Raw genomic sequence first — 16769 nt, forward strand, 5'->3', positions numbered from 1 at the left:
TAGGGTCAGACCATGTCGCACCAATCCGAATTGATCAGCGAGGACATCCTCGCCTACCTGGCCCAGCACGAACGCAAGGAACTGCTGCGCTTCTTGACCTGCGGTAACGTCGACGACGGCAAGAGCACCCTGATCGGGCGCCTGCTGCACGATTCCAAGATGATCTACGAAGACCATCTGGAAGCCATTACCCGCGATTCGAAGAAAGTCGGCACCACCGGTGACGACATCGACCTGGCATTGCTGGTCGACGGCCTGCAGGCCGAGCGCGAGCAGGGCATCACCATCGATGTGGCCTACCGCTATTTCTCCACGGCCAAGCGCAAGTTCATCATCGCCGACACCCCGGGCCACGAGCAGTACACCCGCAACATGGCCACCGGTGCGTCCACCTGCGACCTGGCGATCATCCTGGTGGACGCGCGCTACGGCGTGCAGACCCAGACCCGCCGGCACAGCTACATCGCTTCGCTGCTGGGCATCAAGCACATCGTCGTGGCCGTGAACAAGATGGACCTCAAGGGCTTCGACCAGGACGTGTTCGAAGGCATCAAGGCCGACTACCTGAAGTTTGCCGAAGCCATCAACATGACCCCCAGCAGCCTGCACTTCGTGCCGATGTCGGCGCTCAAGGGCGACAACGTGGTCAACCGCAGCGAGCGTTCGCCGTGGTACACCGGCCCTGCGCTGATGGAAATCCTCGAAACCGTGGAAGTGGCGGCCGACCGCAACTTCACCGACCTGCGTTTTCCGGTGCAGTACGTCAACCGTCCCAACCTGAACTTCCGTGGCTTTGCCGGCACCCTGGCCAGCGGCGTGGTACACAAGGGCGACGAGATCGTGGTGCTGCCGTCGGGCAAGAGCAGCCGCGTGAAGTCCATCGTCACCTACGAAGGTGAGCTGGAGCAGGCCGGCCCGGGCCAGGCCGTGACCCTGACCATGGAAGACGAGATCGACATCTCCCGTGGCGACCTGCTGGTGCACGCCGACAACGTCCCGCCGGTGACCGACCAGTTCGACGCCATGCTGGTGTGGATGGCCGAAGAGCCGATGCTGCCGGGCAAGAAATACGACATCAAGCGCGCCACCAGCTACGTGCCGGGCTCGATTGCCAGCATCGCCCACAAGGTCGATGTGAACACCCTGGAACAGGGCGCTGCGAGTGCGTTGCAGCTCAACGAGATCGGCAAGGTCAAGGTGAGCCTGGATGCTCCGATCGCGCTGGACGGCTACGACAGCAACCGCACCACCGGCGCGTTCATCATCATCGACCGCCTGACCAACGGCACCGTGGGCGCGGGCATGATCATCGCGCCACCGGTACTGCCTCACGGCAGCACCGGCCAGCATGGCAGGCAGGCCCACGTGACCACCGAGGAGCGTGCCTTGCGCTTCGGCCAGCAGCCGGCCACCGTGCTGTTCAGCGGCCTGTCGGGCGCGGGCAAGAGCACCCTGGCGTATGCCGTTGAGCGCAAGCTGTTCGACATGGGCCGTGCGGTGTACGTGCTCGACGGGCAGAACCTGCGCCATGACCTGAACAAAGGCCTGCCGCAGGACCGTGCCGGGCGTACCGAGAACTGGCGTCGTGCTGCGCATGTGGCGCGTCAGTTCAACGAAGCGGGCTTGCTGACCCTGGCCGCGTTCGTGGCACCGGATGCCGAAGGCCGTGAACAGTCCAAGGCGCTGATCGGCAAGGAGCGCTTGCTGACCGTTTACGTCCAGGCTTCGCCGTTGGTGTGCCGTGAGCGTGATCCGCAGGGGCTGTACGCGGCCGGTGGCGACAACATCCCGGGCGAGAGCTTCCCGTATGACGTGCCGCAGGATGCGGACCTGGTGATCGACACCCAGAGCGTTGGCGTGGAAGAGGGCGTCAAGCAGGTACTGGAACTGCTGCGCAAGCGTGGCGCGATCTAAGCGCTGCTGCTGAATGAAAAGCCCGCGATGGTGAAGGCCATCGCGGGCTTTTTTGTGGCGGCTGGCCGCTTCGCCGGCAAGGCCGGCTCCTACGGTGAGCGCAAGGCCATGCAGGAGCAGGCCTTGCCGGGGAAGTGCCCAGCGGACACGCCGCTTCAAATATGCTTCTGTGCCACCGGAATCACCCGCTTCTCCTTCACCGCCTTGAACGAGAAGCTCGAATAGATCTCCTTCACCCCCGGCAGCCGCTGCAGTACCTCGCGGGTGAACTCGCCGAACGACTCCAGATCCCGTGCCAGAATCTCCAGCAGGAAGTCATAGCGCCCGGAGATGTTGTGACACGCCACGATTTCGGGGATATCCATCAGCCGCTGCTCGAATGCCCGGGCCATCTCCTTGCTGTGCGAATCCATCATGATGCTGACGAAGGCGGTCACTCCGAAGCCCAGGGCCTTGGGTGACAGGATGGCCTGATAGCCGGTGATGTAGCCCGACTCCTCCAGCAGCTTGACCCGCCGCCAGCACGGCGAGGTGGTCAGGGCGACGCTGTCGGCGAGCTCGGCCACGGTCAGTCGGGCGTTGTCTTGCAGCGCGGCCAGCAGTGCGCGGTCGGTACGGTCGATGGCGCTAGGCATGTCTTGCCCTCCATAGCCTGTTCTTGTTGTTTTTATGTCAGTGAGCGGCGCTTTTCGTAGGCGTATTTGGAAAAATTTAAGCCGGTCTGTGGAATAAGCTTATAACAAACCACAAGAGGCGGTTGCCATGCACGGCTCCAACAAGCTCCCAGGATTTGCCACCCGCGCCATTCACCATGGCTACGACCCCCAGGACCACGGCGGCGCACTGGTGCCACCGGTCTACCAGACCGCGACGTTCACCTTCCCCACCGTGGAATACGGCGCTGCGTGCTTTGCCGGCGAGCAGGCCGGGCATTTCTACAGCCGCATCTCCAACCCCACCCTCAACCTGCTGGAAGCACGCATGGCCTCGCTGGAAGGCGGCGAGGCCGGGCTGGCGCTGGCCTCGGGCATGGGGGCGATCACGTCCACGCTATGGACACTGCTGCGCCCCGGTGACGAGGTGCTGCTGGGCAACACCCTGTACGGCTGCACCTTTGCCTTCCTGCACCACGGCATCGGCGAGTTCGGGGTCAAGCTGCGCCATGTGGACATGGCCGACCTGCAGGCATTGGAGGCGGCCATGACGCCGGCCACCCGGGTGATCTATTTCGAGTCGCCGGCCAACCCCAACATGCACATGGCCGATATCGCCGGCGTGGCGAAGATTGCACGCAAGCACGGCGCGACCGTGGTGGTCGACAACACCTATTGCACGCCGTACCTGCAACGGCCACTGGAGCTGGGCGCCGACCTGGTGGTGCATTCGGCCACCAAGTACCTGAGCGGCCATGGCGACATCACTGCTGGCATTGTGGTGGGCAGCCAGGCACTGGTGGACCGTATACGCCTGCAGGGCCTCAAGGACATGACCGGTGCGGTGCTCTCGCCCCATGACGCCGCACTGCTGATGCGCGGCATCAAGACCCTCAACCTGCGCATGGACCGCCACTGCGCCAACGCTCAGGTGCTGGCCGAGTTCCTCGCCGGGCAGCCGCAGGTGGAGCTGATCCATTACCCGGGCCTGGCGAGCTTCCCGCAGTACACCCTGGCCCGCCAGCAGATGAGCCAGCCGGGCGGCATGATCGCCTTCGAACTCAAGGGCGGCGTCGGTGCCGGGCGGCGGTTCATGAACGCCCTGCAACTGTTCAGCCGCGCGGTGAGCCTGGGCGATGCCGAGTCGCTGGCGCAGCACCCGGCAAGCATGACTCATTCCAGCTATACCCCAGAGGAGCGTGCGCATTACGGCATCTCCGAGGGGCTGGTGCGGTTGTCGGTGGGGCTGGAAGACATCGACGACCTGCTGGCCGATGTGCAACAGGCACTCAAGGCGAGTGCCTGAACCCGTCACGGATGAGGTCAATGCAATGGTGGCAATGATGAACCTTGTGCCTGGCGACGGCGTGCCCGGTGACAGCGACCCTGGCGAAACCGCAGAGTGGCTGGAGGCGCTGGAGTCGACCCTGGCGCACTGCGGCCCGGCCCGCGCGCGGTTTCTGCTCGAACAATTGGAGGCGCATGCCCGCGAACTGGGCCTGGAGCGTGGTGCCCAGCCGTACTCGGCGTACCGCAACACCCTGTCGCTCGAACATCAGGGCGCCTACCCGGGCGACCTGGAACTGGACGAGCGAATCACCAGCATCCTGCGCTGGAATGCCCTGGCGATGGTGGTGCGTGCCAACCATGCCTACGGTGACCTGGGCGGGCACATCGCCAGTTACGCTTCGGCCGCAGAGATCTTCGAGGTGGGGTTTCAGCATTTTTTTCGCGGCGAGGAGGGCGGCGAGCAGCGCACGGCAGACCTGGTGTTCTTCCAGCCACACTCGGCGCCCGGCATCTATGCCCGGGCCTTTCTTGAAGGGCGCCTGAGCGAGGCTCAGCTGGCCAGCTATCGGCAGGAGATCGCAGGCGATGGCCTGTGCTCCTACCCGCATCCGTGGCTGATGCCCGACTTCTGGCAGTTTCCCACCGGGTCGATGGGCATCGGCCCGCTCAACGCCGTGTACCAGGCGCGCTTCATGCGCTACCTGCAGCACCGCGGCCTGGCTGATACCGCGCAGCGCCATGTGTGGGGCGTGTTCGGCGATGGCGAGATGGACGAGCCCGAATCCATCGCCGGGCTGACGCTGGCGGCCCGTGAGCAACTCGACAACCTGACCTTCATCGTCAACTGCAACCTGCAGCGCCTGGATGGTCCGGTGCGTGGCAATGGCCAGATCATCCAGGAGCTGGAGTCGCTGTTCAGCGGCGCCGGCTGGAACGTGATCAAGGTGTTGTGGGGCTCGGAATGGGATGCGCTGTTTGCCCGCGACAGCGAGCACGTGCTGCTGCGCCAGCTGGCGGCAACCCCCGACGGCCAGTTCCAGACCTTGGGGGCCAATGACGGCGCCTACAACCTGGAACACTTCTTCAACCAGCACCCGGCCTTGCAGCGCCTGGTCGAGCACATGAGCTCGGCCGAGATCAACGCGCTCAAGCGCGGTGGCCATGATTTTCGCAAGCTGTATGCCGCCTTTGCCGCCGCCAAGGCGTGCAAGGGCCGGCCGACGGTGATCCTGGCCAAGACCAAGAAGGGCTACGGCATGAGTGCGGCCGGCGAGTCGCGCATGACCGCGCACCAGGCCAAGAAGCTCGACGTGCAGGCGCTGCTGGCCTTCCGTGACCGCTTCCACTTGCCCTTGAGCGATGCGCAGGTTGAGCAGTTGCAGTTCTACCGGCCGGACGAAAACAGCCGGGAGATGCGCTACCTGCGCGAGCGGCGCAATGCCCTGGGCGGCAGCCTGCCGTCGCGGCGGCCCCAGGCGCGCACGCTGCCGGTACCGGCGCTGGAGGTGATGGGCGGTTTTGCAATGCACGCCGAGGGCAAGGAGATGTCCACCACCATGGCTGCGGTGCGCATGCTCGGTGCCTGGCTCAAGGCCCCGGAGCTGGGGCCGCGGGTGGTGCCGATCGTCGCCGATGAAGCGCGCACCTTCGGCATGGCCAGCCTGCTCCGGCAGATCGGCATCTACTCGCCCCATGGGCAGCGCTACGAACCCGAAGATGCCAGTTCGCTGCTCTCCTACAGGGAGTCGCGCGATGGTCAGTTGCTGGAGGAGGGCATCACCGAGGCCGGGGCCCTGTCGTCCTGGGTAGCGGCGGCCACCTCCTATGCGGTGCATGGCGAGCCGATGTTGCCGGTGTACATCTATTACTCGATGTTCGGCTTCCAGCGGGTCGGCGACCTGATATGGGCGGCGGCCGACCAGCGTGCACGGGGCCTGCTGCTGGGGGCTACGGCAGGGCGCACCACCCTGGGCGGCGAAGGCTTGCAGCACCAGGATGGCTCGAGCCTGGTGATGGCGGCCATGGTGCCCAACTGCCGCGCCTGGGAGCCGTGCTTTGCCGGCGAACTGGCGGTGATTCTGGAACACGCGGCGCGGCGCATGCTGGTGGAGCAGTGCGACGAGTTTCACTATGTGGCGGTGATGAATGAAAGTTATCCACACCCCTCCCTGCCACCTGAGGCACATGCGGCAGTGTTGCGCGGGATGTACCGGTTTGCCGAACAGCCGGTGGAGCATGCCCTGGGGCGGGTTCGCCTGCTGGGCTCCGGGGCGATCCTGCGCGAGGTGATCGCCGCGAGCGAGCTGCTGGCGGCGGACTGGGGCATCGCCAGCGAGGTGTTCAGTGTGACCAGCTTCAGCGAACTGGCGCGTGATGCACGGGATGTGCAGCGCGGGCAGCGTCTGGGGCTGGGTGGCAGCAGCCATCTGGCGCAATGCCTGGTGGGAGATACGCCGGTGATTGCCGCAACTGACTATGTACGTGCCTGGCCGCAATTGATTGCCGAGTACGTGCCGGCGCCGTACGTGACGCTGGGCACCGACGGCTTCGGGCGCAGCGATACGCGCCAGCGGTTGCGCCAGTTCTTCGAGGTGGACCGCTTCAGTGTGGTGCTGGCCAGCTTGCAGGCGCTGGTGGATGACGGGCTGCTGGAGGTCGATGTGATGGCGCAGGCACGGGCCAGGTATCCGGCGCTGGATGCGGCGGGCCCCTGGTATCGTTGATGTGAGGGGATGAAAAAAGGGGCCGGTGATCGGCCCCTTTTTTCTTTGTATCGGATGGTTGGGTGTGGCATTCGCCGGCAAGGCCGGCTCCAGCAGGAGCGCGCCATGCCAGTGACGGGGCCGCTGCGATCAGCGCTTGAGCCCGTAATGCTCATCCAGCATGCCCGGGGTGTTCGGTGCCTTGGGCGCGTAGTCGCGTGGCACTTCGGTGTCCTTGGGCGGGGTCAGACGGTCACGCGGGCCCTGCGCTTCGGAGTGCAGTGCGGCCAGCAGGCGCTGACGGGTCTGTTCGTCCAGGGCCAGACGGTTGGCGCCTTCGGCCAGGTGGTCCTGCACTTCCTGGTAGCTCTGGGTCAGCTTCTTGACCAGCGCCGCGGTGCTGTTGAAATGGGTCACCACTTCACTCTGATAACTGTCAAAACGTTCCTGGATATCGTCCAGCTGCCGCTGGGTGCTGCTCGGGGCGGCATTGGGCAAGAGGCGGGCGACCAGGAAACCAACGACTACACCCACTACCAGGGCCAGGGTCGGCAACAACCAAACTAAGAGCGAGAGTTCCACGAGTCCTTCCTCTATAAACGGCTTTGCTTTACGTTAACGGCTCGGACCTGCGCTGTATACCGCGAGCGATCGCAAATATCTCAGACAGAATCATCAGCTAGACGAGTCGACCCCTCCAGAGGTCACGGAGTTCACCCTTGCTTATCCGCGAAACCCCCGTATTCATCGATGGCCCGGTTGGCCAGCTGGAAGCCCTGTACCTGGACGTGGCAGACCCTCGCGGCATCGTCCTGCTGTGCCACCCCAACCCCGTGCAGGGCGGCACCATGACCAACAAGGTGGTGTCGATGCTGCAGCGCACCGCACGCGATGCCGGCTACATCACCCTGCGCTTCAACTACCGCGGTGTAGGCCAGAGCGCTGGCAGCCATGACATGGGCAGCGGCGAAGTCGACGATGCACAGGCCGCTGCAGCCTGGCTGCGCGAAAAACATCCCGAATTACCTTTGACGCTGATGGGCTTCTCCTTCGGCGGCTTCGTCGCGGCCAGCCTCGGCGGCCGGCTCGAAGCCCAGGGCGTCACGCTCAAGCACCTGTTCATGGTAGCCCCGGCAGTGATGCGCCTTGGCGGTACCGACGGCCTGCCGCAGGCAGGTGCCTTGAGCGTGATCCAGCCCGAAACCGACGAGGTGATCGATCCGCAGATCGTCTACGCCTGGTCCGATGCACTGGCGCGCCCCCATGAGCTGCTGAAAGTGGCAGAATGCGGTCACTTTTTTCACGGCAAGCTGACCGACCTCAAGGATCTGGTGCTGCCACGCCTTTCGAACTGATACAAGCCTGATAAGCGATTACCCATGACCACTCGTATCCTTACCGGTATCACCACCACGGGCACGCCGCACCTTGGCAACTATGCCGGTGCCATCCGCCCGGCGGTCCTCGCCAGCCAGCAGCCGGGCGTCGACTCGTTCTACTTCCTGGCCGACTACCATGCGCTGATCAAGTGCGATGACCCGCAGCGCATCCAGCGCTCGCGTCTGGAAATCGCCGCCACCTGGCTGGCCGGCGGCCTGGACCCGGAACGCGTGACCTTCTACCGCCAGTCCGACATTCCCGAGATCCCCGAGCTGACCTGGCTGCTGACCTGCGTGGCGGCCAAGGGCCTGCTCAATCGCGCGCATGCCTACAAGGCCTCGGTGGACAAGAACCTGGAAAGCGGCGAAGACCCGGATGCGGGCGTGAGCATGGGCCTGTACAGCTATCCGGTGCTGATGGCGGCGGACATCCTGATGTTCAATGCCAACAAGGTGCCGGTGGGGCGCGACCAGATCCAGCACGTGGAAATGGCCCGTGATATCGGGCAGCGCTTCAACCACCTGTTCGGCCAGGGCAAGGACTTCTTCGCCATGCCCGAGGCGCTGATCGAGGAAAGCGTGGCCACCTTGCCGGGCCTGGACGGTCGCAAGATGTCCAAGAGCTACGACAACACCATCCCGCTGTTCACCAGTGCCAAGGAGATGAAGGACGCGATCTCGCGCATCGTCACCGACTCGCGCGCGCCGGGCGAGGCCAAGGACCCGGACAACTCGCACCTGTTCACCCTGTTCCAGGCCTTTGCCACCGCCGAGCAAGCCGAAGCCTTCCGCAGCGAGCTGCTGCAGGGGCTGGGCTGGGGCGAAGCCAAGCAGCGCCTGTTCCAGCTGGTCGACGGCCAGTTGAGCGCGCCGCGCGAGCATTACCACCAGCTGATTTCCCGCCCGGCGGACCTGGAGGACATTCTTCTGGCCGGCGCGCAGAAGGCCCGCAGGATCGCCACGCCGTTTCTTGAGCAACTGCGCGAAGCAGTGGGCCTGCGCTCGTTCCGCAGCACGGTTCAGGTCAGCGGTGAAACCAGGAAGAAGGCGGTCAAGGCGGCACGCTTCGTGAGCTTCCGTGAAGAGGACGGCAGCTTCCGCTTCCGCCTGCTGGCAGCCGACGGCGAGCAGTTGCTGCTGTCGCGCAGCTTTGCCGATGGCAAGGCGGCCGGTGCGGTGAGCAAGCAGTTGCAACTGGGCCAGCCGCTGGATGTCCGTGACGAAGGCCTGGGCTTCAGCCTGTGGCTGGAAGGCGAGTGCGTGGCCGACGGCCCGCAGTTCGCCGATGCCACGGCGCGCGATGCCGCCATCGAGAGCCTGCGCGCTGCCTTGCAGCCCCAGCAGGACTGACCGTCAATCGCAAGTCTGATTGCCATTACCCGGGGCCGTCGCTACAGTGACGGCCCGCTTTTGTTGCCTTGCTAACGAATTATGACGCCCCTAGAACGATATCAAGCAGATCTGAAACGTCCCGAATTCTTCCATGACGCGGCGCAGGAAACAGCGGTGCGTCACTTGCAGCGCCTGTACGACGACCTGGTCGCGGCGCACAACAGCAAGCCGGGTGTGTTCGGCAAGCTGTTCGGCAGGAAAGAGCAGGCGCCCGTCAAGGGCCTGTATTTCTGGGGTGGGGTAGGGCGCGGCAAGACCTACCTGGTCGATACGTTCTATGAGGCGCTGCCTTTCCCGCAGAAGGTGCGTACGCACTTCCACCGCTTCATGAAGCGCGTGCACGAGGAAATGAAGACCCTCAAGGGCGAGAAGAACCCGCTGACCATCATTGCCAAGCGGTTCTCCGACGAGGCGCGGGTGATCTGCTTCGACGAGTTCTTCGTGTCCGATATCACCGACGCGATGATCCTTGGCACCCTGATGGAGGAGCTGTTCAAGAACGGCGTGACCCTGGTGGCCACCTCCAACATCGTGCCGGACGGCCTGTACAAGGACGGCCTGCAGCGTGCGCGCTTCCTGCCGGCAATTGCCCTGATCAAGCAGAACACCGACATCGTCAACGTCGACAGCGGCGTGGACTATCGCCTGCGTCACCTGGAGCAGGCCGAGCTGTTCCACTTCCCGCTGAATGAAGCGGCCCACGAAAGCCTGCACAAGAGCTTTCGCGCATTGACGCCGGAATGCACCCAGGCGGTGGAAAACGACGTGCTGATGATCGAGAACCGCGAGATCCGTGCGCTGCGTACCTGCGACGACGTGGCCTGGTTCGACTTCCGCGAACTGTGCGACGGCCCGCGCAGCCAGAACGACTACATCGAACTGGGCAAGATCTTCCATGCGGTGCTGCTCAGTGGCGTGGAGCAGATGGGCGTGGCCACCGACGATCTGGCGCGTCGCTTCATCAACATGGTCGACGAGTTCTACGACCGCAACGTCAAGCTGATCATCTCGGCTGAAGTGGAGCTCAAGGACCTGTACACCGGCGGGCGCCTGAGCTTCGAGTTCCAGCGTACCCTGAGCCGCTTGCTGGAGATGCAGTCCCACGAGTTCCTGTCGCGGGCACACAAGCCTTAAATCGCGTCACTGCTTTCGCGGCTCACGCCCGCTCCCACAGAGGTTTGCAGCGAACCTGTGGGGGCGGGCGTGACCCGCGATAGGCCCTCAGGCCTCCTGCATGAATTGCTGCCGATACTGGTTAGGCGACAGCTCCGTGTGCTGCCTGAACAATCGCGCAAAAAAGCTGGCGTCGTCATAGCCCACCTCGTAGCTGATGGTCTTGATGCTCTTGCGCGTCCCCGACAGCAAGCCCTTCGCCGTCTCGATCCGCAGCCGTTGCAGATAATGCAGCGGCTTGTCCCCCGTCGCACTCTGGAACCTGCGCATGAAGTTGCGGATGCTCATGCCATGGTTGCGTGCCACGTCCTCGAAACGGAACTTGTCGGCGAAGTGTTCCTCCAGCCACTGCTGGATCTGCAGGATGATCAGGTCCTGGTGCAGCTTCTGTCCGCCAAAGCCCATGCGCCCCGGGGTGTAGTTGCGTTGCACCTCGTAGAGGATGTCGCGGGCCACGGCCTGGGCCACGTTGGCCCCGCAGAAGCGCTCGATCAGGTAGATGTACAGGTCGCAGGCCGAGGTGGCGCCGCCGGCGCAATAGAGGTTGTCGGCATCGGTGAGGTGCTTGTCCTGGTTCAGCGACACCTTCGGGAAGCGTTCGGCGAACTGGCCGAAGAAGCGCCAGTAGGTGGTGGCCTCCTTGCCATCGAGCAGGCCGGCCTCGGCCAGCCAGAACACGCCGCTGGCCTCGCCGCACAGCACAGCGCCACGGGCATGCTGCTCGCGCAGCCAGGGCAGTACCTGGGGGTAGCGCTGGCACAGGGCATCGAAGTCGTCCCAGAACGCCGGCAGGATGATCACGTCGGCCTGCTCGAGGCCGCTGTCCACCGGTAGCTGCACGCCGCTGAAGCTCTGCACGGGCAGCCCGTCGGGGCTCACGAGGCGGGTTTCGAACATCGGTTGCAGGCCCAGGCCCAGTTGCTTGCCATAGCGCAGGCTGGCCAGGTGGAAGAAATCCTTGGCCTGCATCAGGGTCGATGCGAATACCTTGTCGATGGCCAGGATGCTGACGCGCCGCAGCGATGCGGTAGGTTGGGTAAACATCATTGTCGTTATTCTTATAGGGTAGAGTGGTCAATCACCGGCTGGATCGTCTTATTTTTTGGCGATTGTGTCTACCCTCGGTTCCCGCAGCGGGCTGCGGGAACCGTTGCAGCGCTTTACGGGGCGGGGTTGGGCTGATCCTGGTGGATCGCATCGATGGCGGCCAGCAGCTCGTCACCGAGCTTCAGGCTGGCGCTTGCCAGGTTGCTGTCCAGTTGCGCCAGCGAGGTGGCGCCGATGATGTTGCTGGTCACGAACGGCTGCTGGGTCACGAAGGCCAGGGCCATCTGTGCCGGGTCCAGGCCGTGCTCGCGGGCCAGGGCCACATAACGGCTGCACGCGGCGACGGTCTGCGGGTTGGAATAGCGCGAGAAGCGGTTGAACAGGGTCAGGCGGCCGTTTTCCGGGCGCGCGCCGTTCTCGTACTTGCCCGACAGCATGCCGAAGGCCAGCGGTGAGTAGGCCAGCAGGCCGCACTGCTCGCGGATAGCGATTTCCGCCAGGCCCACTTCGAAGCTGCGGTTGAGCAGGTTGTACGGGTTCTGGATCGAGACCGCACGGGGCCAGCCGCGGCTTTCGGCCAGTTGCAGGAACTTCATGGTGCCCCACGGGGTTTCGTTGGACAGGCCGATGTGGCGGATCTTGCCTGCCTTGACCTGTTCGTCGAGCACTTCGAGGGTTTCTTCCAGCGGCGTGAAGTGGTCCTGGGGCAGGTGCTGGTAGCCCAGCTTGCCGAAGAAGTTGGTGCTGCGCTCGGGCCAGTGCAGCTGGTACAGGTCGATCCAGTCGGTCTGCAGGCGCTTGAGGCTGGCGTCCAGGGCCGCCACGATGTGCTGGCGGTTGTGCTTGAGCTGGCCGTCGCGAATGTGGCTGATGCCGTTGCCGGGGCCGGCCACCTTGCTGGCCAGGATCCAGTCGGCGCGATCGCCGCGCTGGCTGAACCAGTTGCCGATGATCTGCTCGGTGGCCGAGTAGGTTTCCGGGCGCGGTGGCACCGGGTACATCTCCGCGGTATCGATGAAATTGATCCCGGCCGCCTTGGCCCGTTCGATCTGGGCGAAGCCCTCGGCCTGGTCGTTCTGCTCGCCCCAGGTCATGCTGCCCAGGCACAATGCACTCACGTTGAGGTCGGTGCGACCCAGCTGGCGATACTCCATGACGATCTCCACGGCAAAAGAAGCATAAAAGCAGGTTGATATTTTTTCTGCAATCTGGATAATTCTGCACCTCTCTCAGCAGTGGAAGTGATGCCCCGCCGCCGAAGAATCTTGCCGAGTATTGGACGTGCTGACCCGAGCCCCCGATAGCGTCCGTATCCGGCTGCCTTTGACCTTGTCAAAGTACGCACTATTCAGTAAGATCTGCCGTCTTAAAATTGCGGGACGGCCCCTGAGGCTATAAAGAATGAAAACTTTTACTGCTAAACCGGAAACAGTAAAACGCGACTGGTTCGTCGTTGACGCTGCTGGCAAGACCCTGGGTCGTCTGGCCACTGAGATCGCGAGCCGTCTGCGTGGCAAGCACAAGCCAGAATACACCCCTCACGTTGACACCGGCGACTACATCGTCGTGATCAATGCCGAGCAGGTACGTGTTACTGGTGCCAAGACTTCGGACAAAATGTACTACTCCCACTCCGGTTTCCCGGGCGGCATCAAGGAAATCAACTTCGAGAAGTTGATCGCCAAAGCGCCTGAGCGCGTGATCGAGACCGCGGTAAAGGGCATGCTGCCTAAAAACCCGCTGGGTCGCGACATGTACCGTAAGCTGAAAGTCTATGCGGGCGCTGTACACCCTCATACTGCTCAGCAGCCCCAAGAACTGAAGATTTAACGGAATAGTTCATTATGTCGGCGACTCAAAATTACGGCACTGGCCGTCGCAAGACTGCAACCGCACGCGTTTTCCTGCGTCCGGGTACTGGCAGCATCTCCATCAACAACCGCTCCCTCGAGACCTTCTTCGGTCGTGAAACCGCGCGCATGGTAGTTCGCCAGCCGCTGGAACTCACCGAAACCACCGAGAAGTTCGACATCTACGTCACCGTCATCGGTGGTGGTGTCAGCGGTCAAGCGGGCGCTATCCGTCACGGTATCACCCGTGCACTGATGGACTACGACGAAACCCTGCGTGGCGCTCTGCGCAAAGCTGGCTTCGTTACCCGTGACGCTCGTGAAGTCGAGCGTAAGAAAGTGGGTCTGCGTAAAGCACGTAAGCGTCCTCAGTACTCCAAGCGTTAATTCGCTTCGGCGTTCAAAAAAAGCCCGGTTCCTGGTGGAACCGGGCTTTTTTTATGTCTTGAATAAAAGGGGCTGCCGACCCTGTGTGACAACTTGCCGCATAGACGCAGGTCAAGTGCTATAAGGGATACAGCCTTTATGCCGGGTAATAACCTTGTCTTCGATGGGTCTTTTCATTACCATGCGGCAAATTTTTAGCAGTTCGAAATTTATTTTTAGCAGTTCGAAATTTACTTAGTAGATGCCTGTTGCAACAGGCCACAAAGCTGATGGGAGAGGACTGAATGAGCAATGACGGCGTCAATGCAGGCCGGCGTCGCTTCCTGGTAGCAGCCACGTCCGTGGTGGGTGCTGCAGGAGCGGTGGGGGCTGCGGTCCCGTTCGTAGGGTCATGGTTTCCCAGTGCCAAGGCGAAAGCTGCCGGTGCACCGGTCAAGGTCAACATCGCCAAGGTGGAGCCCGGCCAGCAGATGATTGCTGAATGGCGCGGCCAGCCCGTGTTCATCGTCCGCCGCACCGAGGAGATCCTGGGCAACCTGAAGAAGATCACCGGTGAGCTCTCCGACCCCGAGTCCAAGGCGTCGGAGCAGCCGGCCTACGTCGACCCGTCGAACCGCTCGATCAAGCCGGAAATCCTCGTGCTCGTCGGCCTGTGCACCCACCTGGGCTGCTCGCCGACCTTCCGTCCCGAAGTGGCGCCTGTCGACCTGGGTCCCAAGTGGGTGGGTGGCTATTTCTGCCCATGCCACGGCTCCCACTACGACCTCGCCGGCCGCGTCTACAAGTCCCAGCCAGCGCCGCTCAATCTGCCAGTGCCACCGCACTCGTACGAGTCGGATGACATCATCGTCGTCGGCGTCGATCAGGAGAACGCGTGATGAGTAAGTTCATGGACTGGGTTGACGCCCGCTTCCCCGCCACCAAGATGTGGGAAGATCACCTGAGCAAGTACTACGCACCGAAGAACTTCAACTTCTTCTATTTCTTCGGCTCCCTGGCCCTGCTGGTCCTGGTCAACCAGATCGTGACCGGCGTGTGGCTGACCATGAGCTTCACCCCTTCGGCCGAAGAGGCGTTCGCCTCGGTCGAATACATCATGCGTGACGTCGAATACGGCTGGATCCTGCGCTACCTGCACTCCACGGGTGCGTCGGCGTTCTTCATCGTGGTCTACCTGCACATGTTCCGTGGCCTGCTCTACGGCTCGTACCAGAAGCCACGCGAGCTGGTATGGCTGTTCGGCATGCTGATCTACCTGGCGCTGATGGCAGAGGCCTTCATGGGCTACCTGCTGCCCTGGGGCCAGATGTCGTACTGGGGTGCCCAGGTGATCATCTCGCTGTTCGGCGCCATCCCGGTCATCGGCGGCGACCTGACCCAGTGGATCCGTGGCGACTACCTGATCTCCGGCATTACCCTGAACCGCTTCTTCGCCCTGCACGTGGTGGCCCTGCCGATCGTGATTCTCGGCCTGGTGGTGCTGCACATCCTGGCGCTGCACGAAGTGGGTTCGAACAACCCGGATGGCGTGGACATCAAGAAGAAAAAGGACGAGAACGGCATTCCGCTGGACGGCATCCCGTTCCACCCGTACTACACCGTCAAGGATATCGTCGGCGTGGTGGTGTTCCTGTTCGTCTTCTGCATGATCGTGTTCTTCTTCCCGGAAATGGGCGGCTACTTCCTGGAGAAACCCAACTTCGAACAGGCCAACGCGTTCAAGACCCCGGAGCACATCGCCCCTGTGTGGTACTTCACGCCGTTCTACGCGATCCTGCGTGCGGTACCCGACAAGCTGCTGGGCGTGATCGCCATGGGTGCTGCGATCGCGGTGCTGTTCGTGCTGCCATGGCTGGACCGTAGCCCGGTCAAGTCGATGCGCTACAAGGGCTGGATGAGCAAGGCCTGGCTGTGGGTGTTCTGCATCTCCTTCGTGATCCTGGGCGTGCTCGGCGTGCTGGCGCCAACCCCGGGTCGCACCTTGCTGTCGCAGGTATGTACCTTCCTGTATTTCGCCTACTTCATTCTGATGCCGTTCTACACCAGGCTCGAGAAGACCAAACCGGTTCCGGAAAGGGTGACTGGCTGATGAAAAAGCTATTTGCAGTATTGCTCCTGGCAGTGATGCCTTCGCTGACCTTCGCCGCCGAACACGGCGTGGAACTGGACAAGGTCGACATCGACCTGACCGACAAGGCCGCCATGCAGGACGGCGCACGGACCTTTGCCAACTATTGCATGGGTTGCCACAGCGCCAAGTTCCAGCGTTACGAGCGTGTCGCCGATGACCTGGGCATCCCGCACGAGCTGATGCTCGAGAAGCTGGTGTTCACCGGCGCCAAGATCGGCGACCACATGAACATCGGCATGCAGCCGGCCGACGCCAAGGCCTGGTTCGGTGCGGCGCCGCCCGACCTGACCCTGGTGGCGCGGGTACGCGGCACCGATTGGCTGTACAGCTACCTGCGGGCCTTCTACGAGGACCCGTCACGCCCTTGGGGTGTGAACAACAAGGTCTTCCCCAACGTTGGCATGCCAAACGTGCTGGTGGGCCTGCAGGGGCGTCAGGTGGTCGGTTGCAAGCAGATCCAGACCGTGGTCGAGGGCAAGAAGCAGTTTGACCCGCTCACCGGTGCCCCGCTGACCCACGAAGCGTGCGATCAGCTGACCATCGTGCCGAAATCCGGTACCCTGACCGACGAGCAGTTCGACGAGAAGGTCAAGAACCTGGTGACCTTCCTGGCCTACTCGGCCAACCCGGTCAAGCTGCAGAGCCAGCGCATCGGCACCTACGTGCTGCTGTACCTGGCCTTCTTCTTCGTGTTCGCCTACCTGCTCAAGCGCGAATACTGGAAGGACGTGCACTGATCACAGGGTAAAATCTGTTAGTTTAACGCGCGCCCTGGGGTCCCTCTGCAGTATGGAGGGCCCCCAGGGCGCGTTTGCATTTGTAATTTCATAAGTTCAACACGCGAGGAGGAC

General features: G+C 63.0%; 15 protein-coding genes. 11 read left to right on the forward strand and 4 right to left on the reverse strand.

Translation table 11 applies throughout. The features are described from left to right. Positions 1-12: 12 nt before the first annotated feature. Positions 13-1914: a sulfate adenylyltransferase subunit CysN gene (cysN, locus tag MF6396_RS00705; protein WP_078479514.1), complete on the forward strand. Its 1902-nt coding sequence runs from the start codon at positions 13-15 to the stop codon at positions 1912-1914. Between the two features lie 155 nt (positions 1915-2069). Here the strand turns inward: cysN and MF6396_RS00710 are convergent, their stop codons facing one another. Next, a complete protein-coding gene (locus MF6396_RS00710; RefSeq protein WP_043861021.1) occupies positions 2070-2549 on the reverse strand; it encodes an Lrp/AsnC family transcriptional regulator in 480 nt (159 codons plus the stop codon). A gap of 127 nt (positions 2550-2676) precedes the next feature. On the opposite strand from MF6396_RS00710, the gene MF6396_RS00715 reads away from it, so the two are divergent. Both MF6396_RS00715 and mdeB read left to right on the forward strand, forming a co-directional pair. Further along, the gene (locus MF6396_RS00715; protein WP_078479515.1) at positions 2677-3873 is read left to right on the forward strand and encodes a methionine gamma-lyase; all 1197 of its coding nucleotides are present in this window, start codon (positions 2677-2679) and stop codon (positions 3871-3873) included. 25 nt (positions 3874-3898) lie between these two features. Beyond that, positions 3899-6580 carry an alpha-ketoglutarate dehydrogenase gene (gene mdeB / locus MF6396_RS00720; protein WP_078479516.1) on the forward strand — a complete coding sequence of 894 codons (2682 nt, stop codon included), beginning with the start codon at positions 3899-3901 and terminating at the stop codon, positions 6578-6580. 129 nt (positions 6581-6709) lie between these two features. Here the strand turns inward: mdeB and MF6396_RS00725 are convergent, their stop codons facing one another. Then, on the reverse strand, positions 6710-7141 hold the full coding sequence (locus tag MF6396_RS00725) for a YhcB family protein (protein WP_043862040.1): 432 nt from the start codon (positions 7139-7141) through the stop codon (positions 6710-6712). Between the two features lie 137 nt (positions 7142-7278). Between MF6396_RS00725 and MF6396_RS00730 the strand changes: the two genes are divergently transcribed. The 3 genes from MF6396_RS00730 (at position 7279) to zapE (ending at position 10464) form a co-directional block, all read left to right on the forward strand. After that, positions 7279-7914 carry an alpha/beta hydrolase gene (locus tag MF6396_RS00730; protein ID WP_054914842.1) on the forward strand — a complete coding sequence of 212 codons (636 nt, stop codon included), beginning with the start codon at positions 7279-7281 and terminating at the stop codon, positions 7912-7914. A 24-nt stretch (positions 7915-7938) separates the two neighbouring features. Beyond that, entirely contained in the window at positions 7939-9288 is a 1350-nt protein-coding gene (locus MF6396_RS00735) for a tryptophan--tRNA ligase (protein ID WP_043862042.1), read from the forward strand. A gap of 81 nt (positions 9289-9369) precedes the next feature. Beyond that, positions 9370-10464 carry a cell division protein ZapE gene (gene zapE / locus MF6396_RS00740; protein ID WP_078479517.1) on the forward strand — a complete coding sequence of 365 codons (1095 nt, stop codon included), beginning with the start codon at positions 9370-9372 and terminating at the stop codon, positions 10462-10464. A gap of 87 nt (positions 10465-10551) precedes the next feature. Here the strand turns inward: zapE and MF6396_RS00745 are convergent, their stop codons facing one another. Continuing rightward, positions 10552-11448 carry a GlxA family transcriptional regulator gene (locus MF6396_RS00745; RefSeq protein WP_167400212.1) on the reverse strand — a complete coding sequence of 299 codons (897 nt, stop codon included), beginning with the start codon at positions 11446-11448 and terminating at the stop codon, positions 10552-10554. Between the two features lie 215 nt (positions 11449-11663). Further along, the gene (locus MF6396_RS00750; protein WP_043862044.1) at positions 11664-12704 is read right to left on the reverse strand and encodes an NADP(H)-dependent aldo-keto reductase; all 1041 of its coding nucleotides are present in this window, start codon (positions 12702-12704) and stop codon (positions 11664-11666) included. A gap of 247 nt (positions 12705-12951) precedes the next feature. Between MF6396_RS00750 and rplM the strand changes: the two genes are divergently transcribed. From rplM to MF6396_RS00775, 5 genes are all read left to right on the forward strand, one after another. Beyond that, positions 12952-13380 (forward strand): 50S ribosomal protein L13, encoded by a 429-nt coding sequence (rplM, locus tag MF6396_RS00755; protein ID WP_043862045.1) that lies wholly within the window; start codon positions 12952-12954, stop codon positions 13378-13380. A 14-nt stretch (positions 13381-13394) separates the two neighbouring features. After that, the gene (gene rpsI / locus MF6396_RS00760; protein ID WP_043862046.1) at positions 13395-13787 is read left to right on the forward strand and encodes a 30S ribosomal protein S9; all 393 of its coding nucleotides are present in this window, start codon (positions 13395-13397) and stop codon (positions 13785-13787) included. Between the two features lie 284 nt (positions 13788-14071). Beyond that, a complete protein-coding gene (gene petA / locus MF6396_RS00765) occupies positions 14072-14665 on the forward strand; it encodes a ubiquinol-cytochrome c reductase iron-sulfur subunit (RefSeq protein WP_043862047.1) in 594 nt (197 codons plus the stop codon). After that, positions 14665-15876 (forward strand): cytochrome b, encoded by a 1212-nt coding sequence (locus MF6396_RS00770; protein ID WP_043862048.1) that lies wholly within the window; start codon positions 14665-14667, stop codon positions 15874-15876. The genes petA and MF6396_RS00770 overlap by 1 nt, the downstream gene beginning before the upstream one ends. Continuing rightward, the gene (locus MF6396_RS00775) at positions 15876-16655 is read left to right on the forward strand and encodes a cytochrome c1 (RefSeq protein WP_043862049.1); all 780 of its coding nucleotides are present in this window, start codon (positions 15876-15878) and stop codon (positions 16653-16655) included. Before MF6396_RS00770 ends, MF6396_RS00775 begins: the two co-directional genes overlap by 1 nt. Positions 16656-16769: the final 114 nt, after the last annotated feature.

Origin of the sequence: Pseudomonas sp. MF6396 (assembly GCF_002018915.1) — a bacterium.
Classification (GTDB): domain Bacteria; phylum Pseudomonadota; class Gammaproteobacteria; order Pseudomonadales; family Pseudomonadaceae; genus Aquipseudomonas; species Aquipseudomonas palmensis.

What these genes read in the sequence shown, in the direction of transcription:
- MF6396_RS00710 (WP_043861021.1), bottom strand. Translation starts at nt 2,549, where the DNA reads ATGCCTAGCGCCATCGACCGTACCGACCGCGCACTGCTGGCCGCGCTG.
- MF6396_RS00715 (WP_078479515.1), top strand. Translation starts at nt 2,677, where the DNA reads ATGCACGGCTCCAACAAGCTCCCAGGATTTGCCACCCGCGCCATTCAC.
- rplM (WP_043862045.1), top strand. Translation starts at nt 12,952, where the DNA reads ATGAAAACTTTTACTGCTAAACCGGAAACAGTAAAACGCGACTGGTTC.
- MF6396_RS00770 (WP_043862048.1), top strand. Translation starts at nt 14,665, where the DNA reads ATGAGTAAGTTCATGGACTGGGTTGACGCCCGCTTCCCCGCCACCAAG.
- MF6396_RS00775 (WP_043862049.1), top strand. Translation starts at nt 15,876, where the DNA reads ATGAAAAAGCTATTTGCAGTATTGCTCCTGGCAGTGATGCCTTCGCTG.
- zapE (WP_078479517.1), top strand. Translation starts at nt 9,370, where the DNA reads ATGACGCCCCTAGAACGATATCAAGCAGATCTGAAACGTCCCGAATTC.
- petA (WP_043862047.1), top strand. Translation starts at nt 14,072, where the DNA reads ATGAGCAATGACGGCGTCAATGCAGGCCGGCGTCGCTTCCTGGTAGCA.
- MF6396_RS00735 (WP_043862042.1), top strand. Translation starts at nt 7,939, where the DNA reads ATGACCACTCGTATCCTTACCGGTATCACCACCACGGGCACGCCGCAC.
- MF6396_RS00750 (WP_043862044.1), bottom strand. Translation starts at nt 12,704, where the DNA reads ATGGAGTATCGCCAGCTGGGTCGCACCGACCTCAACGTGAGTGCATTG.
- cysN (WP_078479514.1), top strand. Translation starts at nt 13, where the DNA reads ATGTCGCACCAATCCGAATTGATCAGCGAGGACATCCTCGCCTACCTG.
- mdeB (WP_078479516.1), top strand. Translation starts at nt 3,899, where the DNA reads ATGGTGGCAATGATGAACCTTGTGCCTGGCGACGGCGTGCCCGGTGAC.
- rpsI (WP_043862046.1), top strand. Translation starts at nt 13,395, where the DNA reads ATGTCGGCGACTCAAAATTACGGCACTGGCCGTCGCAAGACTGCAACC.